Genomic DNA, 24347 nt, shown 5'->3' with positions numbered 1-24347 from the left:
CGGTACAGACATCGAGCAGCATTCGCTCAGCGACCCCTGACGCACGCATCCACTCCACCGTGGCCCGCCCGTGGACTAGTTGCCATTGACGAGCAGTCACGGCTCCCCGAGAACCCGCCGACCCACCAACCGAGGCCGCTCCCCATAGATCTCGGTCATCGAGACCATCCATCGGATCCCCTCTTCGGTTGAATCAGCCCCGGAGTTTCGTACACTCTCGACGTCGTACCGCAGTTGCCAGGTACGGCGCAGCTACCCTACCGGAGTAGGGGTTCTCGCTGATGTACTCGAGGTGGCTCGTCTATGGCCGGTTGTCTGACTCACAGGGGTCGCCAGCGGCACACCACAGATTCGGCGCTCGACCACACGGAGGAACCGCACCGTCCCCCACCCGGGCCGGGTGCGGGAGGCAGAGGGAAGGGCGCAGGGCAGATGACCGCCAGTCGTAGGGCCGATTAACCAACTTCGACAAGGCATCACGATTCCTCAGACGGGATATGTACCCACGATGACCAGGCGTTTTCAGTTGCCCATGTTGTGCGTATCCTGCCGAGGGCACAAGTTCGACCGCAGGTCAGGCCGTTTTCTTACTCAGGTCCACAACCGCCACCACCGGTTGGGTACGCAGGGAGTACCGCTTCGCCGCCACGTCATCCAGGTCGTCATCGAACAAATCGGCGTAGAAGTCGAGCGTCGCACTCGGCCTGTCGTGGCCCAGCATTCGCTGTAGACCAAGCACCGACGCACCCTGCGACACGGCGAGCGACGCAGCCGTATGCCGCATTTCGTGCGGAGTCAGTCCCTTGAGTCCAGCCGCCTTCGCTGCCCCGTTCCACAGGCGGAGGTGTCGATGCTTCTTCAGTACATGTGCGCGAACCCGTAGTGCTGGTATCGCGACTCCGACGTTCCCTGACGGCGTCGCCCAACTGCGGATAGGGGGTCGAAGGGTGAGGCCACCGCACTGCCCCGGCGTTATATGCTGAGGTACACCACCGAGCAGGACCGGCATATGGGCGAAACCGATTCGTTCGAAACTCAGCGCGACGTGATCTCCACGGTCCCGGCGGAGTTGGCAGGAGCTGGATTCGCCGAGGCCAAGGAGATCGGGCGCGGCGGCTTTGGCGTGGTATATCGGTGCACGCAGACGGCCTTGGATCGGACTGTGGCGGTGAAGGTTTTGACCACCGACCTGGACGAGGGGAACCGGGAACGGTTCGTGCGGGAGCAAAGGGCGATGGGCCGGCTGACCGGGCACCCGAACATCGTGGGAGTGCTGCAAGTGGGCACTACCGCGTCCGGTCTGCCCTATCTTGTGATGCCCTACTACCCGCAAGATTCCCTCGACGCCCGAATCCGTCGTCATGGTCCGCTGTCGGTGGAGGAGACGCTGCGAGTGGGTGTGAAGGTTGCCGGGGCGCTGGAGGCTGCGCATCGGCTCGGCATCCTGCACCGGGACGTCAAAACCAGCAACATTCTGATCACCGATTACGGTGAGCCGGCGCTGACCGATTTCGGGATCGCGCGCATCCCCGACGGGTTCCACACGGCTACCGGGACGGTCACCGGTTCGCCGGCGTTCATCGCACCGGAGGTGCTGGCAGGCGAGGCACCCACCCCCGCAGCGGACGTCTACGGACTCGGCGCAACATTGTTCGCCGCGCTGACCGGGCACGCGGCATTCGAGCGGCGCAGCGGCGAGCAGATCGTGGCCCAGTTTCTCCGCATCTCCACGCAGCCGACGCCAAACCTAAGCGAGCACGGCGTCGATGAGGATCTCTCGCAGTTGATCGAACACGTTATGGCCCGCGCTCCCGAGCAGCGACCGTCCGCGACAGCTTTGGGCGAGCAGCTGCAACAGTTGCAGGTGGGGCGCGGGTTGCCGGTCGACGAGATGGCGGTGGGGGCCGCAGCGGGTGCCGAATGGCAAGAGAGCGCTCCGGTTCCATTGATTCCGCGGACCACCGGCCCCTCGCCGGCGCGGGAGCCCGTGTCGTTGGGTTCGTCGGTCAGCGCGACGGCGTCTCTTTCTCTGGAGTTGACAAGCTTCGTCGGCCGCCGCGTCGAGTTGACCGAGGCCAAGAGTCTGCTGGCGAGTTCCCGGCTGGTGATGTTGGCCGGGATCGGTGGGGTGGGTAAGACCCGGCTGGCGTTGCGGGTCGCGACCGGTGCGCAACGCGACTTCGCTGACGGGGTGTGGTTGGTCGAGCTCAGCGAGCTGCACGACGGTGGCTTGCTGCCCGGGGTGATCGCCGCCGCTGTGGGGTTGCGCGCGCGCGGACAGTCGGTGCTCGACGTGCTGATCGACTACCTGGCACCACGGCATTTGCTGCTCGTGCTCGACAACTGCGAACAAATCGTGGATGCGACAGCGAAGGTTGTCGAGAATTTGCTTCGGGCGTGCCCGACGCTGCGGATCCTGGCCACCAGCCGCGAGCCTCTGGGCATCGGCGGGGAATCTGTACTGCGGGTGCAGCCGCTGGCCGTTCCCGATCCGCATCGGGAACCGTCGCTGCGGGGCGCGCCCCGCTACGACGCGGTCACCCTGTTCGTCGAACGGGCCACCGCTGCGGTGCCCGGCTTTGTGCTCACCGAGGACAACCTCGCCCCGGTGGCCGAGATCTGCCGCCACCTCGACGGACTGCCGTTGGCGATCGAGTTGGCTGCAGCTCGGCTGCGGGCGCTGTCACCGGAGCAGATCCTGGCGCGGCTCACCGACCGGCTCGCGCTGCTCACCCAGGGCAGCCGCAGCGCGCCGAGCCGCCAGCAGACCCTGCGGTGCTGCATCGACTGGAGTTACTCACTGTGCAACCCGGTCGAACAAGCGGTCTGGGCACAGCTGTCGGTGTTCGCAGGCAGTTTCGAGATCGATGCCGCCGAGCAGGTGTGCCGTGACGACCTCGCAGCGGAGGATCTGCTCGATGTGCTCGCCGCCCTGGTCGACAAGTCCATCCTGATTCGCGAGGAGTCGGACTTGGTTGTCCGGTTCCGTGTGCTCGAGACAGTGCGTGAATACGGCCGCGACAAGCTCGAGCAGGTCGGCGAGTACACAGAACTGCGGCGCCGACATTCGAATTGGTATCGGCAGCTGGCCGAGGACGCCGAGGCCGACTGGATCAGCCCCCGCCAACTCGACTGGATCGCCCGCCTCGACCGCGAACAACCCAACCTGCGTGAGGCATTGGACTTCTACCTCACCGACACCCAAACCGGATCCGACGCCGTGTTGTCGTTCGCGGCAGCGATGCAACTGTTCTGGTTCGCCCGAGGCCAACTCAGTGAGGCACGGCACTGGCTCAACCGCGCCCTCGCCAGCGGGCCCGCTACTGCCACGCCGGTACGCGCCAAGGCGTTGTGGCGCGCCAGACTGGTGACCGAATCCCCTGGTGATCTCCCCGCGGCATCCGCACTGGTCATGCAGGCGCAGGCGCTCGCCGAACAGACCGAGCATCCGATCGTGCACGCGTACGCGAATATCACCCAAGGTCTGCACGCGGGCCGCATCGGCGACTCTCCGAGCGCCCGCGCCCCCACGGAGGCCGCCCTCGAGTTGTTCGTTGCGCAAGGTGACGTCTACGGGCAGGTCTTTGCCCTGATCGGGCTCGGATGGGTGCACGCATTACAGGAGGACGGCGCAGCCGCTCTCTCCTACTTCGAGAAGGCCCTCGCGATCATCGAATCCCATGGCGAATCCGCACATCGGTCGATTGCCTTGTTGGGGGCGGCGGTTGCCGCGTGGCGCCAGGGTGATCGCGATCGTGCGCTGCGGCTGCTGCGGCAGGAGCTGCAACTGGCCAAGCGACAGAAAGACCCGCTCATGGCCGCGTCAGCCCAGGAAACACTGGCCTGGATTGTGGGAACCCAGGGGAGCGCGCGGCGCGCTGCCGTCTTGATGGGCGCCGCACAGGCACTGGCTCAGTCGATCGGCGGCTCCGTCATACTGTTCCCCGACCTGGCGGTCCACCATGAGGACTGCGAGCGCGCCGCCCGTCACACGCTCGGCCGGCGATCCTTCGACATTGCCTACCGCGAGGGCGCCGCACTGGATCTCGACACCGCGATCGAGTACGCCCTAGGAGAGCAACCGAGGGCCGCGGCTGCTGGTCCGGCGGAGCTGACCAGACGGGAGCGGGAGGTGGCCGACCTCGTCGCCGACGGCCTGACCAACAAGGCCATCGCCACCCGCCTGCACGTCTCCCAGCGCACCGCCGAGGGACACGTCGAACACATCCTGACGAAACTCGGATTCACTTCGCGCGCCCAGATCGCCGCCTGGGTCGCCGAGCGGAGCCGACCCGCACACAGTTGAAGGTGCGGTTGACGAATTCGTGCCCGCGCGCAGGGTGTCGTCTCCGACGTTACACCGGTATGCGTCAACGGAATTGGGGTTCGGCAAGGCGGCGAGCGCCGCTAATGTTGTGGTGCAGCCGGTTTCGTCGCAGTCGAGGACGATCAGTCTGACACCCGGTGTATCGCGACGGCGAGTGGTCTCAGATGACCGGCCGCGGCGAGCTGCGCGAGCTCCTCCCGGCGCAGCCCGGGAACGCGGCGCCGACCGCCGTAGTCCGGCAGGCCGAGTTCCTCGGGCCGCAATCGGGCCCGCCGGGATCGCAGGAAATTCACCGAGCTCTGGCCGTCTGTCCAGTGGCATACGGCAAGCATCCCCGCACCCGCTGGACGCGAGCCTGGTCAGGCGGTGCCCAGGCTCCGGCCGGCACTGGGTAACCCGGCACACGGCCACCAAGGGTGGACACACCGAAACAACGCAGCGAAGAAATGAGCACTGCGCAATGACCGATCTGACCGCCATCCCGCTCGGTACTACCGGCATGGACATCACCCATCTCGGCTTCGGTTCGTGGGCCGTATCAGGCTCCGGCGGGACCTTCAGCTGGGGCGCCACCGACGACGCCGAGTCGGTCGCCGCTATCCGCCACGCACTCGATGCGGGCGTCAACTGGATCGACACCGCCGCGGTGTACGGCCTCGGCCACTCGGAGGAACTGGTCGGCAAAGCCATCGCCGGCCTACCGGAAGCCGAACGCCCGTACCTCTTCACCAAGCTCGGCCTGGTCTGGGACCCGGAGAATCCGTCGACCGCGCCGCGTCGAATCATGAAGTCCGCCAGCGTGCGCCGCGAGGTCGAAGACTCGCTGCGGCGGCTGGGGGTAGAGCACATCGACCTGTATCAGGTCCACTATCCCGATACCGGCGAATCATTGGAATATGCCGGTGGCGGTTTCGGTGCGGTATCGCCGAATGCGACTCCGCTGGAGGAGTACTGGCAGGTCATGGCCGACCTGAAGGCAAGGTTCGGGCGATCGGATTGTCCAACCACACCCCCGACCTGCTCGAGGCCGCGGAGAAGATCGCTCATGTCGATGTCATCCAGCCGCCGTTCTCGGCGATCAACCGGTCGTCCGCCGCCGAGATCGCCTGGGCGCACACGAGACCGGCGTGATCGTCTACTCGCCACTGCAATCCGGCCTGCTCACAGGGGCCTTTTCCGCTGAGCGTGTGGCCGGTCTACCCGCTGAGGACTGGCGCAGAGCCCATACGACTTCACCACCGGCCTCACCGCCAACCTCCGGTTGGCAGACGCGCTGCTCCCCATCGCCGCACGACACGACGCCACCGTCGCCAAGGTGGCCATCGCCTGGGTGCTGGCCTGGCCAGGTATCACCGGAGCCATCGTCGGTGCACGCAGATCCGACCAGGTCGACGGCTGGATCGGCGCGGACTCGCTGGCGCTGACCCCCTCGGACCTGACCGAGATCACCGCCGCAATCACCGCCTCCGGCGCAGGCACCGGCCCCGCACAGCCGTGAAAACCCCTACCGCACAGGAGATCGCCATGTCACTGACCCTCATCGCCGAGTACCTGGCCGCGCCCGGGCAGGAGGACCGGCTTAGCACCGCCCTGGAGGCCATGATCGAGCCTTCCCTGGAGGAGCCCGGCTGCCGATGGGTCCGTGCCGTCCTGCCATCGACGACGTCGCGGCGGCTGCCGGTCGAATCGAAGGAACACTCCGACCTCTGACGGTGATCGATGCAGATGCGGATCTCGTTCCGGACGCGAAGATCGTTCTGGCCCTGGAATTCCTCCAGCACACTGGTTCTTTCAAGGCCCGGGGTGCGGCGAACCTGATGGTTGCCCTCGTGCAGGCGCGACGAATGCCTGCCGTCGGCATCGTCTCGGCCACCGGCGGCAATGCCGACATCGGATTCGCGTGGGCGGCCCAGCGCCTCGGTATTCCCGCGACGGTGTTCCTCGATCGTTCGACACCTTCGGCCAGGGTCGAACGTCTGCGTGGCCTCGGCGCCGACGTACACGTGGCGGGTGCGTCCAAAGCCGAAGCGCAGCAGGTCGCCCGGCGATTTCGGGAGCACACCGGGGCCATCGACGCCTACACCCATGACGACATCCTGACCAGCGCTGGCGCAGGCACCATCCTGCTCGAACTCGCCGCAGCCTGCCCGATGCTGGACACTGTCGTATGCGCAGTCGGCGCCGGCGGCATGTTCTCCGGCATCGCCGCGGTTGCCGACTCCTTGGGTATCCGGCTGGTCAGAGCCGAACTGGAGGGCAGTCAGGCGCTGCACACCGCGCTGGCCGCGCGGGCAATCCCGACCAGCACACCACGCGCTGGCATGCCCGCATCGTAGAATCCGACCCGGTAGAATCCGACCCGCCGTCGACGGCCCCGAGCTGTATCGACGGAAAGCGGGACCAAAACGGGGGGCTAGACGCAAAAAACAGGTCAGGCCCGGTCTGAGACTGGGCCTGACCTGCTATTTCTGTGGAGCTAAGGGGACTCGAACCCCTGACCCCCACCTAGAGCGTCATGAGCTCATCGGTCCGGAAAAGACCGAACCTCGGCGCCCACAGCCAGCGATCACGCTCGACACGGCAACAGACGCGGCCGGACAGTTGGCCGCCGTGTTATCGAATCACGTTCTGCCACAATGGAATTACGACGTGCCAGCGGAAGCTCCCGGTCGGGACCGAACCTCGCGGCGCCGCTCCTCGGGCTGCACCGAAACTCGAAGCCGATACTCGACCCTCACTGATCTCGAGTCAGAACGTCGAATTCGACCGACCGCTCCACTGCACTCCGCCCCACTGCGACCGGGCTGGGCAGCGCTATCGAAGGGGTCGCTGAGCAGCGGAAACACGAATCCTTCACCGATGCCCTCAGTCGGTGGGCAGTCGTCCGCCGGATGCACCACAGCTCAGCTCGGCGACGAAAGTGCGGGGCAACCGGGGGGTGAGCTCGAGTCTCGACCGGAACAGCTCCCGGTCATTCCACAAGATCTTGAAACCGCGGTCACACAGGTGAGTTGCGCGGGACCGGTGCCACTCCGGTCATTTTGATTCGACTCATGCAGGATCGCACTGCTGCGGCCGGACGATCGACACCACCCTGTAGCAGACTCCGCCAGATGATGTTCCGATTTTGTGTGAGCCTGCGGACCTCCGTCCGGATCATCCTGCACACATCGAGTTCGACATCCGGTCGGTGTCAACAGCACGCCAATCCGGAGGTCCTACCACCCAACACCGATCTCGATGCGTTGTTCACGGGATCCACACGCCCGGATTGATGACTTGACGTCCGACTTCGCTCGCGTCGACCAGGGTCGGCAGCAGCGAGAAAGGGCCGAGGAACCGAGGTCGGAAAGGATTTCACTGCGGGCTGACAGGATTTGAGCCTGCGAGCACATGGTGCGCGTTCCAGTCGTCCAGACCCTACCCATCGCCATCACGCTGCCGGTGACGAGCAAGCCGTAACCGCCCTCGCTCCAGGTTCGGTAGAGACGCTCGAGTCGGCCGTAAGGCGCGCCTACACCGAGGGAGCACGCTTCATAGTCGACGTGATCGCTGCTCATCTCGCGCCAGAGAACCCACAATCCGCACGGGGCAAAGCGCTCGGGCTGTACACCGTGATGGTCGGAACATTGCGGCTGTCCCGCGCCCTGTCAGACAAGAAACTCTCCGACGAGGTTCTCGAGGAAGGCACACAACGCGCTCGCCTTCATGGAATGAAGAGGCTCGAGACCACGCCGAATGCCACCCGGTGGAAAAGCGCACTCAATGCCTTCGAAGGCCGACTCCCCACTGGGCGACTGTAGACCGAATCAAACTGCTGCACGCAAAGCGATGGTTCGGAGTGCGACTTTGTCGAGCTTGCCGACCGCGTTTTTGGGCAGGGTCTCCATCGAGTGGATACGCTTCGGCCGTTTGTAGCTGCTGAGATTGTCCTTGCAGTGGGCCTCGAGCGCTTCTGGGTCGATGATCGTCCCGGGCCGAGGTTGGACGTAGGCAATCACGATCTCGCCCCACTTCGCGTCCGGCACCCCGACGACGGCGGCTTCGAGCACATCCGGTGCAGATGTGAGAACGTCTTCGATCTCTTTCGGGTAGATGTTCTCGCCCCCGCGGATGATCATCTCTTTGCTACGACCGACGATCGTGAGGTAGCCGTCGGCGTCGAAGTGACCGATGTCCCCGGTGTGTAACCAACCGTCGACAATGGTCGCGGCGGTCTCTGCGGGACGACCGAGGTAGCCGCGCATCACGTTCGGCCCGCGGACGACGATTTCGCCGTTCACCCCATGAGGCAGCTCGTGATCATCAAAACCGATGACGCGGAGTTCCTGGCCGGGGAACGGAACGCCGACGGTACCTGCCTTTCGGGGGCCGTCGATCGGGTTGATCGTCGAGCCGCAGGTGCCCTCGGACAGGCCGTACGCCTCGATGATCGGGAATCCGTACCGGCGCTCGAACCTGGTGAGCAATTCGGCAGGCGCGGGGGCTGCTCCGCAGACGGCGAATCTGATCGACGAGGCGTCAGGGCTCAGTTCCTCGGGCAGGGCTGCAAGCATGCTGTAGATCGTGGGCACTGCGGAGAAGTAGGTGGGTCGCACCTGCTCGACGGTGTCGAAGAAGGTCCGTGGGTCGAATCGGTCGGCGATGGTGACGCTCGCTCCGACCAGGAGCGGGCAGAGGATACTGACGATGATTCCATTGACGTGGAACAGTGGCAGGAGCAGAAGGCACCGGTCGGTGGGGCCGAGTTGCAGTGCGCCGCGACCCATTTCGGTCATCGCATCGAGGTTGGCATGATCGAGCATGACGCCCTTGGGAACCCCGGTGGTGCCCGAGGTGTAGATCAGGAGTGCGAGGGCATCCGGATCGTCGACGGGCTCGTGCTCCGCGACGAGGTCGTAGCGCAAATCGGACACGGCAAGTGACCGGAACCCGGGGACGGTGTCGTCGCCGTCCTCGGTGACCAGGATTCGGGCACTGCAATCGCTGAGCTGTCGGTCGACCTCTACCGTCGTCAGCGCCGGGTTGACCAGCGTAATCGTGGCGCCGATGCGCCACGCCGCGAACAGCAAGACGACGAACTCGACGCGGTTGATCAGTCGCAGGGCGACGACGTCGCCACTGGCAACGCCGTACTCGGTAAGTTGGGCGGCGACCGATTCCACTCGGCGGTGCAGTTCAGCATTGGCCAAAGACTGCCTGGAATCGGTGACAGCGAGAGCTCCGGGCTCGGAGGTGCTGCGCTGATCGGGCAAGGTGGCGAACGTCATTGTTCAGGCCTTCAGGTGTCGGGTGAGGAATTCGGTCTGGTCGGCGACCACAGCCTCGAACGGCTCGCCGAGGTAGATGTCGAAATGGCCGGCGTCGTACCGTTTGATCTCATTCTTGGGTGCGGTTAGGGCGTAGGCGATCGTCTCGTCGGGCGGTGTGACCGAGTCGTGATCGCAGATGCAGAACAAAATCGGCATCTGGACATCTTTTGCCGCCTTACCCGGGCGGTGCCAGGTGATGGTTGGCGCGACCCGCGCAGCGACCTCGTTGACGAACGTGCCGCCCTCGGGTACAAGTGCGAGGTAGCCGGGCAGCGCGTCGGGCGCGGTCATCAGCGCCTTCTCCCCCGGCGCACCGGCGAGGGTGAGCAGGACCGGAGCCTTGCCTCTGACATGGGAGAGAATGTCAGCCGCGACGGCGGGAAGCACCCGCATCGTGCCCTTCGGGCCGAGCGCGCGCGCTGATGCGAGGCCGTCGGTGAAGGGGCACTGGGCGATCGCGGCGAGCAGCTCGGGATGGCGGGCGGCGACGATGACGGCGTGACCTCCACCGAACGAACTGCCCCACACGGCAACTCGGGTGTTGTCGATGTCGGGGCGGGTCTTGACGTGGGCGATAGCGGCGTCCCAGTCTGCGAGCTGGCGTTTGATCGACAGCAGCTGGCGAGGTCGGCCGGTGGAGTCCCCGAAATGCCGGTAGGTGAATGCCAGGGCGGCAATGCCTGCCTGAGCGAATCGTTCGGCGAACGCGTCGAGGCGCATTTCCCGGGTAGCGCCGAGACCGTGGCCGAGAATGACGACGGGCGGGTTCTCCACGCCGTCAGGCAGAAACAGCCAGGCCGCGCAGGTGTCGCCGCCCGACCCGAAGGTGACGTCGTGGCGGGTGACAGTATGGGACGTCATCACTGCTCCTGCCTTGTACTTGCGCCGGCACCACGGGTGTTGCCGTGCTCGAGCACCTGCTCGAAGACGCCGGGCTGGTACAGCGGGAGTTCGCCGCTGGCGTCGGTGTTGGCCATGTAGTCGAGCATCAATTCTTGGCCGACCTTCGACAACGCGGTCGCGAGGAATTCCGACCGTTCGATGTGCAGCCCGTCTTCGAGTTTCGACGAACCACCGAAATACACCGCGCGTTTGATCGCCGCGCGAGACGACTTGGGCCGTGCCCCGAAATATCCGGCTAGTTCGAATGCTCGATCGAGCAGCTTCTCAGGAGCGGTGACATCGTCAACGGCACCGATCTCCAATGCCTCAGTGGGAGTGAAGGGTTTGCCGGACAGGATCGCCATGAGTGCCCGGTGATTTCCGACCAGCCGGGGCAGTCGCTGGCTACCACCGCCCCCGGGCATGATGCCGAGCAGGATCTCCGGCTGCCCGATGAAGTAGTCGCCGTCCGCCATGATGCGTAGGTCGTTGGCCCAACAGAACTCTGCGCCGAGCCCCAGTGCGGAACCGTTGAGTGCGGCGATGAAGATCACCCCGCTGCGGTTCATCTTCAAGAACGTCTGATGGACTCGTTCGAGCTGGACGGCCGGCCAGAGCGGGCTCTTGCCGAGCACTGCTTGCATCCCACCGACGTTGTTCACTCCCCTGGCCGCGCGTGCCAATGTCGAGGCGCCGTGGACTCCGACGGGTGGTACTGCGGCGCCGCCCTTTTGTAGCCAGCGGACTTCGGCGTGGCTGACGAAGCGGCCGGGATGGGTGCCGGTGAAAACGACCGCGTTGATGTCGGGGTCCGCGTCAGCGCGGTCGACCAGTTGGTCGAGTTGTTCGGCGATGTCGTTGCCGAACAGTCCCAGTGGTCCGCCATCGACGTGGACCAGCAGCGCCGAATCACGGTGTTCGATGTCGAGGCGTCCTCGTACTTCTTCTGTCATCGCGCCATCCCTGCTTTCTTGTCGTGCCGGTTTCACTGCTGGCCGGCGAGCTGGGGGTAGACGACCTCGAGCGGGGCGCTGAGGCCTTGTTTGAGCTGCCGGGAGCCTTCGTCGGCCAGCACCTCGTACTCGCCGGCTTCGGTGGCGTCGAAGACCTGGTTCACCAGGTCCGCGGGGTCGAGTTTGGGGCCGGTAGCGTGCGCGGCCATGGGCGTATCGACATAGCCGACGTGCACTCCGACGACCTGGACCCCGGCCGGTTGCAGCTCCAAGCGCAAGGAATTGGTCGACGACCACAGGGCCGCCTTGGTGGCGGAGTAGATCCCGGGACTGCCCACCACGACAGCACCGAGTGAATGTTGATGATCGCCGTACTCCCGCTGTGGGCGGAGAGAATCGGCGCGAATCCACGAGCGAGGAACAGCGGGCCGAGGAAGTTGGTCTCGACGTTGCGCCGGATCTCCTCTCCGGTGTGGGTGAGGATGCCCGGCGTGGATACGGATGCGCCCGCGTTGTTGATCAGGATGGTCACATCCGGTGCTGCTTGGACCGCCGCCTCGATGGATTGCTGGTCGGTGATGTCCAGGGCCAACGGGACGATGCGATCGTCGTCCCAGTCGCGCGGAGTTCGGGCCGTGGCGTACACCTTCGCAGCACCGCGAGCAAGGGATTCGCGGACGAAGTGGGTACCGATGCCGCCGTTCGCACCGGTGACGAGGACGACGGCGCCTTTGAGTGACGTCATGGTTGTGCGCGCTCCACCTATCGAGTCGTGAAGTGCATCGGTCGCACACATGCGATCGGATGGCCGAGCACATGCGTTCGACTCCACACTGTGGACCACCGTCCGCGCGCCGTGCCTTGGCGCATACGGGTGGCTTGCCACCCGACAATAACGAAGTTATTGTAGACGCGCAAGCACCCACAGGAGGCAGTCCATGGATACGTCGACACCGGTCGAGAGCGATATCGAACGCCGAGGGCGTGAGTTCGATTTCGATTTCGACTGGGCAGTGGTCGGTTCCGGCTTCGGTGGCAGCGTGGCCGCGCTCCGCCTAGCCGAGAAGGGATACCGCGTCGCGGTCATCGAGCGCGGCCGTCGGTACGCCGACGCCGATCTCCCGACTTCAGCCTCCGACTGGCGGCGGTTTCTCTGGGCACCGGCCATCGGATTGCGCGGCATCATGCGCAACATCCTTCTGCCACACGTGTTCAGCTCGAGTCAGACCGGCGTGGGCGGCGGCAGCCTGGTGTACGGGGGTGTGCTGTTTCGTGCTCAGCCCGGGTTCTTCGCCGACCCGCAATGGCGGGACCTCGGAGACTGGGATCGCACGCTCGCACCCCACTACGCGACCGCCGAGCGCATGCTCGGCGTGCAGCAGACCCCATGGGAGTCGGTGACGATGGACCTGACCCGCGCGGTGGCAGCGCGCTTCGCGAGCCCGGACGACTTCGCCCCCGCCCCCGTTGGGGTGTTTTTCGGCGAGCCCGGCAAAACTGTGCCCGACCCGTACTTCGGCGGCGAAGGGCCTGCGCGCACCGGGTGCACGCGATGCGGCGAGTGCGTGATCGGGTGTCGCGTAGGTGCCGCCAATCGACTGACAAAGAACTACTTGTGGTTCGCGGAAAAGCGCGGCGCGCAGATCCTCGCCGAGCGAGAAGTTGTCGATGTCGCCCCGCTCGGGCCTGCCAGCAGTAGCGACGGTCGCGACGGATACCGAATCACGACCCGGCGACCAGGAGTCGGGCCGCGTCGCGATCAACGCACACTCACCGCCCGCGGCGTCGTTTTCGCGGCCGGGGCGGTCGGGACCAACGAGCTGCTGGCGGACTGTAAACACCGCGGTTCGCTACCACGGATCAGCGACCGACTCGGCGAGTTGGTGCGCACCAACAGCGAAGCGGTCCTGACTGTTTTGCTGCCCGAGGACATGCAGACCTGGCGCGATGTGACTGCCAGCAGTCGGGTCCTCATCGACGGGGACACCCAGATCGAGTTGCTCACCTACGGGCCCAATGGTGACTTCATGCGACTGCTCTTCACCGTGCTGAGCGGGCACGGCGACGGCCGCCGCCGCGTCATCGAGTGGGCCGGAGAAGTGCTGAGCCACCCGAGACGATGGGCAGCGACACTGCGTCGCGGGTGGAGCCGGCGCACGCTCATGATGCTCGTCATGCAGGCACGCGACAATGCGATCGCGTTCACCCCGGTCAGACGCCGCTTCGGTCGCGGCTACCGGCTCACCACGCGGATCGACGCGAAGCGGCCTGCGCCAACCCATCTCGCTATCGGCCACCAGGTGGCGACCTGGCTCGCCGAACGGACCGGCGGCATCGCGCAAGCCAGTGTTTTCGAAGTTCTCGGCAACCGCCCTATGACCGCCCACGTGGTCGGTGGAGCCGTTATCGGGTCAACGGCCGAAACCGGCGTCGTCGACCCACACATGACGGTATTCGGCTACCGGAACATGATCGTGTGCGATGCCGCCGCATTCCCCGCCAATCCCGGCGTGAACCCGGCGCTGACGATCACAGCGCTGGCCGAGCATGCCATGCAGCATGTATCGCACTGCGCCGACCGCGAACCAGCCGCATTCTGACCAACCCTCGCGAATGGGACAATGACCGACTATGGCCGAAGCACCGCGCCCGAAAGACACCCCGTCGAACAGCATCGCCGAACGCCTGATCGATGCCGCGATCAGGCTCCTGGCCACCGAAGGTCCGTCGGCGATCAAAGCACGGACCGTGGCCGCCGAGGCCGGCATGTCGAGCATGGTCGTCTACAACTACTTCGGCGGCGTACCCGAACTGGTGAAAGCCCTCACCGACCACGGATTCGACCAGCTCGGTACCGCCTTCGCCGAACTGCCCAGCACCGACGACTCCGTGGCCGACCTCTTCTCGATGGCGCTCATCACTGTCGCCTACGCCCGCGCCAATCCACACCTCTACGATGCGATGTTCGGTCTGTCCACTCGATCGACCTACCGCCCCGCCTCCGACAAAGACGTACGCCTGGCAGGTCACTCTGCCGCCTTTCGATCGGTATACGCCCACATCACCGATGCCTGTACCCGGCTGGTCGGTTCAGAGCGCGTCGCGGCGACCGATCCCAAGGCCGTAGCAGGCGCACTGTGGAGCTACGTCCACGGCTACATAATGTTGGAGCTGGCAAACCATTTCGACGAGTTCGACGACCCGGTCAGTCAGGTTCTGGTGCCGATGGGCGTCACCTTCTGCGTCGGCCTCGGCGACGATCCCAAGGCCGCGAAAGCCTCTCACCAGATAGCGCTCACCCGGTCTACCTCGCCAGGCTCCTGAAGCGGCCGCGGATCATCACTGTCACCGGGCATCGCGCCCGGCAATCTCCTGTTCGACCCGGGGCGCCCAGGTGGCCGCGAAGCGGCGCGCCCACAACCACCCAGCAGGCGAAGCAACCGCGGCCTTGCCCCACCCGACCACACCGACCGCGCGCGGCACGTACACACGTGGACGCCGCATAGACAGGCCATCGAGCTACCGCGGTCGTAACTTTCGTGATGGCGGGGAGGTTCTTCAGTCCATTGTGATGACGACTTTGCCGTGGGCTTTGCCTTGTTCGACGAACGCGAGGGCTTCCAGGGTTCGGTCGAACGGGAAGGTCCGGTCCAGGACCGGCCGCAGGACGCCGGCGTCGTAGAGGGCGGCCAGGTCGCGCAGTTGCGTGCCGTTGGCTTGCATGAAGAAGAACTCGTACCGTGCACCCCGCTTCTTGGCGGCGTTGCGGATCTTTCGACTGAGCAGACCCAGCGGCAGCCTCATGAAGCCGGGCAGGCCCAACTGCTTAGCGAACCCGGCGTCGGGTGGGCCCGCGACCCCGATTGCCAGGCCTCCGGGTTTGACTACGGTGACGGACTTTTCGAGGTTCGTCCCGCCGAGCGAGTCCAGTACGAAGTCGTACCCGGACAGCATCTGCGCGAAGTCTTGCTTGGTGTAGTCGATGACGATATCGGCGCCGAGCGCGCGCAGGCGGTCGGTGTCGCGACCGTTGGCGGTCGTGGCGACGTGTGCGCCGAGGTGCTTGGCGAGCTGGATGACGGTGGATCCCAGGCCCCCGGCGCCAGCGTGAATGAGGACTTTCTGACCGGGCTGCACGTGTGCGCGGTCGACCAGGATCTGCCAGGCGGCGAGAGCGACCAGCGGAACCGCTGCGGCTTCGTGCAAACTCAACGAGACCGGCTTGGGTGCCAGATCGGCCTGATCGATCGCGATGTACTCGGCGAAGGTTCCGATACGCAGGTCACGGGGCCGCGAATAGATCTCGTCGCCCACCGCGAAACCTCGTACCGCCGGACCGACCTCGGTGACCACCCCCGCGACGTCGTGTCCGAGGACGAATGGCTTGCGATACTTGAGCAGCTGCTTGAATTCGCCGTTGCGGATCATTACGTCCAACGGGTTGATGCTCGCCGCGTTCACCTTGACCAGCACGTCGGTAGGGCCCACGGTCGGCTCCGGCACCACTGCGGGACCCAGGCCGTCCTTGCCGTATTTCCGGACGACGAACGCCTTCATGACAATCTGCCTTTCTGTTGGCCCCCGCAGGGGCTGCGGCGTCAAGGCCGTTGTGGGTATCTTGTGTGGCCGTATCGCGTGTCGACGAAACCCCTTCATGAGGTTGCTTCTTCTTGTTGGGGCCGCCTGAAGAGTGAAGGTGGCTGTGCGCGTCAGGTTTCGAGGAGCTTGTGGGCATTGCTGATCCCAGAGGCCAGGATCTCGTCGGACAGGGTCGGGTTGGAGACGGCGCGGGCAAGTTGCAGGGTGGCGACGAGAATGGTGAACAGTCCCAGTGCCGTGGTGCGCGCTGCGGCGGGGTCATCCGGGGGCAAGCGCACGGCGATCTCGTTGACGATGGCTTGCATGCCGTGGGTGTAATTCTGGCGCACGGCATCGTCGCAGCGGCCGACCTCGTCGAGCAGGGCGGCGTTGGGGCAGCCCGATTCGGGATGGTCGCGATGGAACGGCGAAAGATACTCGCGCACGAACTCTTCGATTGCTGCGCGTCCGGCCGGTAGCACGCTCAGGGTCTCGTGCTGGATGCGCAGCTGATCGGCCATCACGTTGGCCACCAGATCGCTCTTCGAGCCGAAGTGCGCGTAGAACGCGCCGTTGGTCAGGCCCGCATCCGACATCAGTGTCGCGATGCCTGATGCGTCGATGCCGCCCTGCTTGAAGCGCGCACTGGCGGTATCGATGATCCGGCGCCGGGTTTCGGCTTTGTGTTCCGTGTCATATCTCGGCATTGCTACTGACTTCCCGATCGCCGTCGAAATCTCGTACTTGCCAAAGCCTACCACATTGACTTACGGTCATAATATTACGTTCATAAGTTAACTTGCGGAAATCCGAAGGGCCCACTTGCTATGACGTCACCGAATGACCCGTTGACCTTGCCGTGCGGGCAGGTACTCCCGAACCGGCTGATGAAGGCCGCGATGAGCGAGGCGCTCGCCGACCCGGCGCACGCACCCGACGGCCGCCTCGAGCGGCTGTACCGGCGGTGGAGCCAGGGCGGCTACGGATTGCTGGTCACCGGCAATGTGATGATCGATCGCACCCAGCTGGGTGAACCCGGCAACGTGGCGATCGAGGACGACCGCGACCTGGACGCACTGACCCGATGGGCCAAGTCCGCCCATGACGCCGGCGTGCCGATCTGGGTTCAGCTCAACCACCCCGGGCGCCAGTCCAACCCCCTGGCGCTGGGCCACACCCCGGTGGCCCCGAGTGCCGTGCCGATGAGCCTGCCCGGGTCACCGACGCCACGGGCGCTGACCGCGCCCGAGATCGAGGACATCATCGAACGCTTCGCCACGGCCGCGGTGGTCTGCGAGACGGCCGGATTCGACGGTGTGCAGATCCACGGCGCCCACGGATACCTGGTCACCCAGTTTCTGTCCCCACTGACCAACCTGCGCAACGACGAGTGGGGTGGCGACCCGATCCGTCGGAGGCGGTTCCTGATCGAGATCGTCCGCCGGATCCGCGCCCGCGTGTCACCGGGCTTCGCGGTGAGCGTCAAACTCAACTCGGCGGACTTTCAGCGCGGCGGGTTCAGCGAGGACGAGTCACGCGCGGTCGTGTCCGCTCTGGCCGGTGAGGGCCTGGACCTGATCGAGATCAGCGGCGGTAACTACGAGTCGCCGGCCATGTCGGGATCAGCAGCGGCCAGTACCCGCGACCGCGAGGCCTACTTCCTCGACTACGCCCGCACGGTGCGCGAACTGGCCGGTGCGGTGCCACTGGCCGTCACCGGAGGGTTCCGGTCGCGCGCGGCCATCGAGGGCGCCCTTCTCACCAACGATTGCGATGTCGTGGGACTGGCTCGACCGACCGTCACGACCCCGGACGCGGCCGCGGCGATTCTGTCGGAGCGGATCGCCGCGCTGCAGACACACGAGCTGCGGTACGGGATGCGCCGTGTCCTGGGCAGATTCGTCGATGTGAAGGCGCTCGACGGGGTGCTCAACATCAGCTGGAACACCGACCAACTGCACCGCCTGGGTGCAGGCCTGGAACCAGACCTCCACCGGGGCCGGCTCGCGACCACGGTGGCCATGCTGGCCCGCAACGGCCGGACAACGCTGCGCCCGAAGAGGAGTATCCGGTGACCCGTGCACCCTACGACCTGCGTGACAAGGTCGTGCTGATCACCGGCGGCACCGGTGGAATCGGCCACGCCACCGCCCGTGAACTACTGCGCCGTGGCGCAAAGGTGGTCATCGCCGACATCCACCCCGACACCGCGCAACTCGCTGAACACACGTCCGCGCATTCGATGCTGGGGGTGGTCGCCGATGTCCGTGAACGCGCCACCCTCGACGTTGCCGTCGCCGAGGCCGTGGACCGCTTCGGACGGATCGACATTGCGATCGCCAACGCTGGCATCCTGCCCCGCACCGCCACCCTGCGCACCACACCGATCACATCGATCGATGCGGTCATGGCGGTCAATGTCGACGGTGTCGTCAACACCGTGCAGGCAACCGCCGATCAGGTCATCGCGCACCGCGGCCAATTCGCGCTCATCAGTTCGGTGTTCGCGTTCCTCAACGGATTAGGCACCACCCCGTACGCGATGAGCAAAGCCGCTGTGGAACAACTCGGTCGCGGGCTGCGAGTGGAGCTGGCCCCGTACAGCGTCTCGACCACGATCGCCTACTTCTCCCTGATCGACACCGACATGATCAAACATGGCGTCGACGCCGATCCTCTCGTCGAGGAACTGCTCGCGGCCCTGCCGCGGCCATTGCGCAAACGACTCCAGCCGACCGCTGCAGCAACAGCACTCGTCGAAGGACTCGTGCACCGATCGCCCCAGGTCATGGCACCGTCTCGCTGGAAACCCATCTCCGCGCTGCGCGGACTCCTCGCCCCGGCCCTGGACCCCCAACTGGCACGAAACACGCGAATCCTGGCCGCACTGACCGAACTCGACGCACGCAGCGCCATCGCCCCCTGACCGGCCCTCGCCCGACACATACACAGGATCTACTGAAAAGGCCCGCAATGACCACCTGGAAAGACGCACCCAACCGCACCATCGACGTCAACGGCACCACCTTCACCTACCGCGAACTCGGCCAACCCTCCGAGGTCCCCGTGGTGTTCCTGCACCACCTGACCGCGGTCCTCGACGACTGGGACCCCCGCGTCATCGACGGCATCGCCGTACACCATCGCGTGATCGCCTTCGACAACCGCGGCGTCGGCGCCACCGCAGGGTCAGTGCCATCCACCGTCGAACAGATGGGCACCGACGCCATCGCGTTCATCCGCGCACTCGGTCTGCAGAAAGTCGATCTGCTCGGGTTCTCGCTCGGTGGCGGTGTCGCCCAGATGGTGGTCCTGCAAGCCCCCGAACTGGTCCGCCGCCTGATCGTGGCCGGGTCCGGGCCCCGCGGCGGCGGCGGCATCGACAAGATGGGCTCCATCGTCGGCGGCGCCTACCTCAAAGCGTTGCTCACCCTCAGCGATCCCCGCAACTTCCTGTTCTTCCCCCGCAATCCCGAAGGCAAAAAGGCCGCGGCCGACTACCTGCGCCGCCTCAAAGAACGCGCTGCCGACCGCGACAAGCGAATCTCGATCCAGGCCGCCATCGCCCAGATCAAGGCCATCCGGCACGCCGGCCGATCCCAGCCCGACGACCTGTCCGTCGTCACCCAACCCGTCTTGGTCGCCAACGGCGATAACGACCTCATGGTCGCCAGCAGCCACTCCGCCGATATGGCGCGCCGGCTGCCCAACGCACAACTCAAGATCTACCCGAACTCCGGGCACGGCGGCATCTTCCAGCACCACCAGAATTTCGTGCCCGACGCGTTGCGATTCCTCGCCGAGTAACCATCCGGCTACCAGAAGAATGCATAAGCATGGCCTTTAACGAGGGCACCGCAACCCACCTACGGAGTCAGGATGGTTGGAGTGACTACTTCTTCCCGCTGGTCCGAAGCTGATGTCGGAAGCTCTCGACCTGCCGCCGCCCTGATCGACGTTCGTACCGGAGCCACAGCCGAGGCGTGACGCGCGAAGTTGCTAGCGATCAGCTCGATGGCAACACATCCCGCACCGACCACACGTCGAGGTGCTCCGACCACCGCACCCACCGCCAAGTCAGCAACTGCATTCAACCCGACCCCAGGAAGAGAGAAGCACTATGAGCACCGCCGACGAACCCGTCATCACCTCGTACGCGAACGCACCCGCGAAGACCCTCATCGCGGGAGGCGACACGTTCGCCTACCGCGAGCTCGGCCCCGTAGAGGAGATCCCGGTGGTCTTCTTCGTGCACCTCGCCGGCACCCTCGACAACTGGGACCCGCGCATCGTGGACGCCATCGCGAAGAACCGTCGAGTCATCGCCTTCGACCAGCTCGGTGTCGGCGTATCCAGCGGCCGCGTACCCGACACCCTCGAAAAGGCGGCCGACGACGCTTACACCTTCATCACGAAGGGCCTCGGGTACGACAAGATCGACATCTTCTCCTTCTCCATGGGTGGCATGATCGCCCAGGACCTCGTCGTCAAGCACCCCGATCTGGTCCGCAAGCTCGTCCTCACCGGCACCGGCCCCCGCGGCGGGAAGGACATGGACAAGGTCATCGGCACCACCTATTGGGACATGCTCCGCGCTGCCGTGACCTTCTCCGACCCGAAGGAGTTCCTCTTCTTCAACCGCGACGACGAAGGCAAGAGGGCCGGCAAGGCATTCGTGAAGCGGCTCAAGGAACGCACCACGGACCGGGACAAGAACATAAAGGTCTCCGCGCTCCAGACCCAGCTGAAGGCGATCGCGGAATACGGACGCTCCACTCCTTCCGACCTGTCTGTCATCACCCAGCCCACGCTGATCGCCAACGGCGACAACGACCGCATGGTCCCGTCCGTTCTGTCCGAGGACCTGCACCAGCGGATCAAGAACAGCGAGTTGATCATCTACCCGAACTCTGGACACGGCGGCATCTTCCAGTACTGGCAGAAGTTCGCCCCTATCGCCGCGAAATTCCTCGCCCCCTGACCCGCCGTGCGCACACCAAGAGAACGGAAGGGCATGACGATGAGCGAGACCATGACGATTAAACCTGACGTGTCGAAGCATTTCACCTCGTCGATCCTGCTGTGGATGCGCACCGACAAGCCACGTCAGCAGGGCATGGACCGATGGAAGGGCCCGCACTCGGGCATTATCTCCGCCACCCCCGGACTGTCCGAGTACCGGCAGATCCACCTCGCCGAACACAACCCCGGGCGCTGGCCCGCCATCGAGGGCGTCGAAACCACGATCCCCGAGGATCGCAAGATCGACGGCATCGCCGAAGTCACCTTCGAGAACGCGCTGTCCCCACTGGCCGGGCGCAAGCAGACCGCGCTCGCGTTCGACGACGAAGTCAACATCTTCCGCCGCACGCTCCTGCACGCCGGCCCTCCTCGAACCTCCCGCTGGTATGCCGTCGCCCCCGGCGAGAAGACCGGTTCCCGGGCCATCATCTACCTGCGTCACGCGAAGGACGAGGGCACGGTCGGGTTCCACAAGTTCCTCAAGAAGGAGCTCACTCCCGCGCTCATCGCCACCGGAGAACTGAAGGAGCTGCGCACCCAGGTGTTCCTACCGTGGAACGAGAAGACCTGGGACACCCCGAACGTCGCCCACGACAACCCAAAGGACCAGCACCTGCACGCGTCGGTGATCCTCGGCTTCGCCGACGACACTGCCCGCGACGCGTTCTACACCACCCATGCCCCGGGCCTGTCGACCTTGCTTGCCCCGCACGTGTCGGCGATCCACGCCTACGACGTCGCCACGGCCCTCACCTACGTGAAGGACAGTAGGATCCTGCCGCGTTACGAGGAGTAACCCGCCCACATCCAGACGATCCAGGTGGTCCCATGGGCCCGGCAAAGCCGTCGTGTGATGAGTGTGACCTGCGGATTCGTGGTGTCACGCGCCGATCGGCGGCTGGATGGAGGGCAGACACGGCGCCGTCGGTGATGATGCGAGTGGATGTGTACGTCGCGTGGCATGCGCCGAGGGACGAGCCGGCTGCTCATATTGAGTTTCACCTGCCCGTACGTCAGGACGTGCGACCAAAACAACGGGGGTGAGGCCGCGTTCGTCCTCGGCGGTGAGCATCCCGTCGTAGTCCGCTGGCCCCCTGAACTCGCGCGCGGATCAGAACAGCGTGTCACGCACCCGCAACGGCCGGTACCCGGTCGGGCCGAGCTGTGCGAGCTCGGCGTCGATATCGACCTCGATGGCACCGAAGAAGTTGATGTTCTCGCTATGTGCCGGCGAGATGTGCGACAGCACATCCTCGTCGATGCGGCGGCCCTCGCGGCGCATCTGGTCGACCGCGAGCCCGTAATACTCTGTGGTCCACGCGATCACCGCGTTCGTGGCCAAAGTCAGGCACCACGCCTGTTCGGTCTGGGCTTCCAGGTGGCGCGCCCGGAAGGCGCCTTCGTGGGCGTAGATCAGGTCGCGCTTGAGCGCGTGGATCGACTCGCCCTTGTTGAGCTGGCGGGAAATCTTGCGCCGATAGTCCGGATCCGACAGGTACCTGGCCGCATATATCGTCCGCCGCATCGCGCCGTACCTTCAAAGCAGCGGCCAGCGCATTTTGCCTGGTCGACGCGGATAACTTGCCCACCAGCAGCGACGCGGTCGCGTGCCGACTTCAACAACCCGGCCAGCCGCAGTAGGTCGTCGTAATGCTCGGCGATCAAGTCCAGATTCAACTTTCGGGTCAGCAGCGGCCCCGCAGTAGGGAACCGGGCCTCGGCATCGGAACGTGAGCCCGGCCGGTACAGAGTCACCCGGCCCCAGATCGCGGATGTGGGGTGAGAGCTGCATGCCGAGCAGATCGAACAACGCGAAGTTCACCAGCGTCACCCCATGGGTGTCGGTGGCGTGCTCGGTGATCGGAAGATCCGTTGCGTTGCCCAGGATCTCGTCCAGCACGTAGTGCGCTTCACGGCGAGTGGTGACGATGACCTTCGTGCCGTAGGTGGTGTGCTGATCGGTGACGTGGGTGTAGGTCGACAGGCCTTCATCGGCGAACCATTGATTCGCCACCCGAGCGGTGGTGGACTTGCCACGCGTCGGGAACCGTTGCCTATCAGAGGAAGACAATGTGCCGGAACCGAAAGAGCTGGTCAACGACAGTCGTTGGTGGTACCCGATGATCGCCAGATTCGCCGCCCGCAGCGTCTCCTCCCGCACATACCATTCCGCTGTCCAGGTCAAGATGTCGTAGGAGATGCCGGACGCTTCGGCCATGTTCGTCAGCCCGAGGTTGGTGGAGTAGGCCAGAAGGACAGCGATCAAGTTCCGTTTCAACTCCGGCGTACGGGTCTGCTTACCGCCGGCGTGGGTGAAGCAGTCCAGGTAGCCGGTGCGCTTGTCCCGGGGAGTCATGCTCCATCGCGCGCGCCAGAAGGAACTCGTCGAGTTGCTTCAGCTCCATCGCGCTCGTCGGGCGCCACCCCAGATACTGCGCCACCAACCGCAGATGCTCGGTGCGCGTCTGCGCCCGCTTGCCGTACGAGCGGATGATCGACGCATCCACCTCCAACTGGTCCGCCAGTCGCGCCACCGCAACCGGTGGCGCGTCGGCCACCCGATCCGGCACGAACCCCAGCCACGGCAGCGAACACAGCGCCACCGACAGACCGAGCCGCTCCGCCGGGCCACGGCCCCGCCCCGGCGTCACGAACGCGATATCGGCCGGAGTAAGCGTGAAAAACCGGAACAACTCCTCGCGGCTGATATCGGGAAACTCCCGAAGACGCGCCAACTCCTCATCCGCGAACACCTGCGTTGCCACGAAACCTGACCTCCAGCACACCGATCGACGTCATCGGATGCCAAGCCAAGCACCAACCGAGCCGATCCGCAGCCCGAGCTGCTAGGTGGCATACCTGCTGGTCAAGCCATTTTCGTTGTTTTTCGCGCGATTACTACCGAAACCCCTACAGCGGGTAATCGGATTCGATCACCAACCGCCCACCTGAAATTCGCAGGTCGTCCGCGTTCCCAACTTCAATGTGCCCCGCCGGGGACGCCGACCTGCGACCACCTTTTGCCACAGGCATCGGCTCAGTTCCGCTACCGCAAAAACGGGGGGTAAACGCGGGGCCAGACATGAAAAAACAGGTCAGGCCCGGTCTAAGACCGGGCCTGACCTGCTAATTTTGTGGAGCTAAGGGGACTCGAACCCCTGACCCCCACACTGCCAGTGTGGTGCGCTACCAGCTGCGCCATAGCCCCTGGTTGATGCTGACAGGTTTCCCTGACTGCCTGAACGAAGTTACACCACGGGCGTGGTAGCGACC

At 65.2% G+C, this 24347-nt stretch carries 21 protein-coding genes, 1 tRNA gene and 2 pseudogenes; 12 read left to right on the top strand and 12 right to left on the bottom strand.

Annotation, left to right across the window (positions count from 1 at the left end):
- Positions 1–574: 574 nt before the first annotated feature.
- Positions 575–1009: a tyrosine-type recombinase/integrase gene (locus ACLMAJ_RS24430; protein WP_412016144.1), complete on the bottom strand. Its 435-nt coding sequence runs from the start codon at positions 1007–1009 to the stop codon at positions 575–577.
- On the opposite strand from ACLMAJ_RS24430, the gene ACLMAJ_RS24425 reads away from it, so the two are divergent.
- On the top strand, positions 1010–4306 hold the full coding sequence (locus ACLMAJ_RS24425; protein WP_412016143.1) for a protein kinase domain-containing protein: 3297 nt from the start codon (positions 1010–1012) through the stop codon (positions 4304–4306).
- A 143-nt stretch (positions 4307–4449) separates the two neighbouring features.
- On the opposite strand, the gene ACLMAJ_RS24420 is transcribed toward ACLMAJ_RS24425, so the two are convergent.
- Entirely contained in the window at positions 4450–4659 is a 210-nt protein-coding gene (locus ACLMAJ_RS24420; protein ID WP_479725042.1) for a hypothetical protein, read from the bottom strand.
- 128 nt (positions 4660–4787) lie between these two features.
- On the opposite strand from ACLMAJ_RS24420, the gene ACLMAJ_RS24415 reads away from it, so the two are divergent.
- Genes ACLMAJ_RS24415 through ACLMAJ_RS24400 form a run of 4 tightly spaced genes read left to right on the top strand, consistent with a single transcriptional unit; the run spans position 4788 to position 6663 of the window.
- Positions 4788–5510 carry an aldo/keto reductase gene (locus ACLMAJ_RS24415; RefSeq protein ID WP_412016142.1) on the top strand — a complete coding sequence of 241 codons (723 nt, stop codon included), beginning with the start codon at positions 4788–4790 and terminating at the stop codon, positions 5508–5510.
- Between the two features lie 27 nt (positions 5511–5537).
- Positions 5538–5825, top strand: a complete 288-nt coding sequence (locus ACLMAJ_RS24410) for an aldo/keto reductase (protein ID WP_412016201.1) — start codon at positions 5538–5540, stop codon at positions 5823–5825.
- Between the two features lie 26 nt (positions 5826–5851).
- A complete protein-coding gene (locus tag ACLMAJ_RS24405) occupies positions 5852–6037 on the top strand; it encodes a putative quinol monooxygenase (protein ID WP_412016141.1) in 186 nt (61 codons plus the stop codon).
- 2 nt (positions 6038–6039) lie between these two features.
- Positions 6040–6663, top strand: coding sequence for a pyridoxal-phosphate dependent enzyme (locus ACLMAJ_RS24400; protein ID WP_412016140.1), 624 nt, complete (start codon positions 6040–6042; stop codon positions 6661–6663).
- Positions 6664–8136: 1473 nt separating this feature from the next.
- On the opposite strand, the gene ACLMAJ_RS24395 is transcribed toward ACLMAJ_RS24400, so the two are convergent.
- The 4 genes and pseudogenes from ACLMAJ_RS24395 to ACLMAJ_RS24380 form a co-directional block, all read right to left on the bottom strand.
- A complete protein-coding gene (locus ACLMAJ_RS24395; protein ID WP_412016139.1) occupies positions 8137–9597 on the bottom strand; it encodes a class I adenylate-forming enzyme family protein in 1461 nt (486 codons plus the stop codon).
- Between the two features lie 3 nt (positions 9598–9600).
- Entirely contained in the window at positions 9601–10500 is a 900-nt protein-coding gene (locus tag ACLMAJ_RS24390) for an alpha/beta hydrolase (RefSeq protein ID WP_412016138.1), read from the bottom strand.
- The gene (locus ACLMAJ_RS24385) at positions 10500–11474 is read right to left on the bottom strand and encodes an enoyl-CoA hydratase/isomerase family protein (RefSeq protein ID WP_412016137.1); all 975 of its coding nucleotides are present in this window, start codon (positions 11472–11474) and stop codon (positions 10500–10502) included. The genes ACLMAJ_RS24390 and ACLMAJ_RS24385 overlap by 1 nt, the downstream gene beginning before the upstream one ends.
- Before the next feature lie 32 nt (positions 11475–11506).
- Positions 11507–12219 (bottom strand): annotated as a pseudogene (locus ACLMAJ_RS24380) (SDR family oxidoreductase).
- 193 nt (positions 12220–12412) lie between these two features.
- On the opposite strand from ACLMAJ_RS24380, the gene ACLMAJ_RS24375 reads away from it, so the two are divergent.
- Together ACLMAJ_RS24375 and ACLMAJ_RS24370 are read left to right on the top strand one after the other, a co-directional pair.
- The gene (locus tag ACLMAJ_RS24375; protein ID WP_412016136.1) at positions 12413–14074 is read left to right on the top strand and encodes a GMC oxidoreductase; all 1662 of its coding nucleotides are present in this window, start codon (positions 12413–12415) and stop codon (positions 14072–14074) included.
- A 31-nt stretch (positions 14075–14105) separates the two neighbouring features.
- Complete coding sequence (locus ACLMAJ_RS24370; RefSeq protein WP_412016135.1) at positions 14106–14798, top strand: TetR/AcrR family transcriptional regulator; 693 nt, start codon at positions 14106–14108, stop codon at positions 14796–14798.
- 21 nt (positions 14799–14819) lie between these two features.
- Here ACLMAJ_RS24370 and ACLMAJ_RS24365 read toward each other — a convergent pair whose 3' ends face one another.
- The 3 genes from ACLMAJ_RS24365 to ACLMAJ_RS24355 form a co-directional block, all read right to left on the bottom strand.
- The gene (locus ACLMAJ_RS24365) at positions 14820–14978 is read right to left on the bottom strand and encodes a hypothetical protein (protein WP_412016134.1); all 159 of its coding nucleotides are present in this window, start codon (positions 14976–14978) and stop codon (positions 14820–14822) included.
- Between the two features lie 54 nt (positions 14979–15032).
- Complete coding sequence (locus tag ACLMAJ_RS24360) at positions 15033–16031, bottom strand: NADP-dependent oxidoreductase (protein ID WP_412016133.1); 999 nt, start codon at positions 16029–16031, stop codon at positions 15033–15035.
- A 152-nt stretch (positions 16032–16183) separates the two neighbouring features.
- Positions 16184–16759: a TetR/AcrR family transcriptional regulator gene (locus ACLMAJ_RS24355; RefSeq protein ID WP_412016132.1), complete on the bottom strand. Its 576-nt coding sequence runs from the start codon at positions 16757–16759 to the stop codon at positions 16184–16186.
- Between the two features lie 120 nt (positions 16760–16879).
- Between ACLMAJ_RS24355 and ACLMAJ_RS24350 the strand changes: the two genes are divergently transcribed.
- The 5 genes from ACLMAJ_RS24350 to ACLMAJ_RS24330 all read left to right on the top strand — a co-directional run bounded on the left by ACLMAJ_RS24350 (position 16880) and on the right by ACLMAJ_RS24330 (position 21870).
- Positions 16880–18127, top strand: coding sequence for an NADH:flavin oxidoreductase/NADH oxidase family protein (locus ACLMAJ_RS24350; RefSeq protein ID WP_412016131.1), 1248 nt, complete (start codon positions 16880–16882; stop codon positions 18125–18127).
- Positions 18124–18978, top strand: coding sequence for an SDR family NAD(P)-dependent oxidoreductase (locus ACLMAJ_RS24345; protein ID WP_412016130.1), 855 nt, complete (start codon positions 18124–18126; stop codon positions 18976–18978). The genes ACLMAJ_RS24350 and ACLMAJ_RS24345 overlap by 4 nt, the downstream gene beginning before the upstream one ends.
- A 47-nt stretch (positions 18979–19025) precedes the next feature.
- A complete protein-coding gene (locus tag ACLMAJ_RS24340) occupies positions 19026–19859 on the top strand; it encodes an alpha/beta fold hydrolase (protein ID WP_412016129.1) in 834 nt (277 codons plus the stop codon).
- Between the two features lie 313 nt (positions 19860–20172).
- A complete protein-coding gene (locus tag ACLMAJ_RS24335) occupies positions 20173–21033 on the top strand; it encodes an alpha/beta fold hydrolase (protein ID WP_412016128.1) in 861 nt (286 codons plus the stop codon).
- Positions 21034–21084: 51 nt separating this feature from the next.
- On the top strand, positions 21085–21870 hold the full coding sequence (locus tag ACLMAJ_RS24330; RefSeq protein WP_412016127.1) for a strictosidine synthase: 786 nt from the start codon (positions 21085–21087) through the stop codon (positions 21868–21870).
- Positions 21871–22185: 315 nt separating this feature from the next.
- Here the strand turns inward: ACLMAJ_RS24330 and ACLMAJ_RS24325 are convergent.
- The 3 genes and pseudogenes from ACLMAJ_RS24325 to ACLMAJ_RS24315 form a co-directional block, all read right to left on the bottom strand.
- Positions 22186–23418, bottom strand: a pseudogene (locus tag ACLMAJ_RS24325) (transposase); the annotation flags it as partial.
- On the bottom strand, positions 23372–23827 hold the full coding sequence (locus ACLMAJ_RS24320) for a DUF4158 domain-containing protein (RefSeq protein WP_412016200.1): 456 nt from the start codon (positions 23825–23827) through the stop codon (positions 23372–23374). The pseudogene ACLMAJ_RS24325 and the gene ACLMAJ_RS24320, both read right to left, overlap by 47 nt.
- A 382-nt stretch (positions 23828–24209) precedes the next feature.
- A tRNA-Ala gene (locus ACLMAJ_RS24315) sits at positions 24210–24282 on the bottom strand.
- Between the last annotated feature and the right edge of the window lie 65 nt (positions 24283–24347).

The organism is Nocardia arseniciresistens, assembly GCF_046764875.1.
Lineage (GTDB): Bacteria > Actinomycetota > Actinomycetes > Mycobacteriales > Mycobacteriaceae > Nocardia > Nocardia arseniciresistens.
The sequence above is the reverse complement of the archived record's forward strand: the minus strand, read 5'-3'. Positions and strand labels throughout refer to the sequence as shown.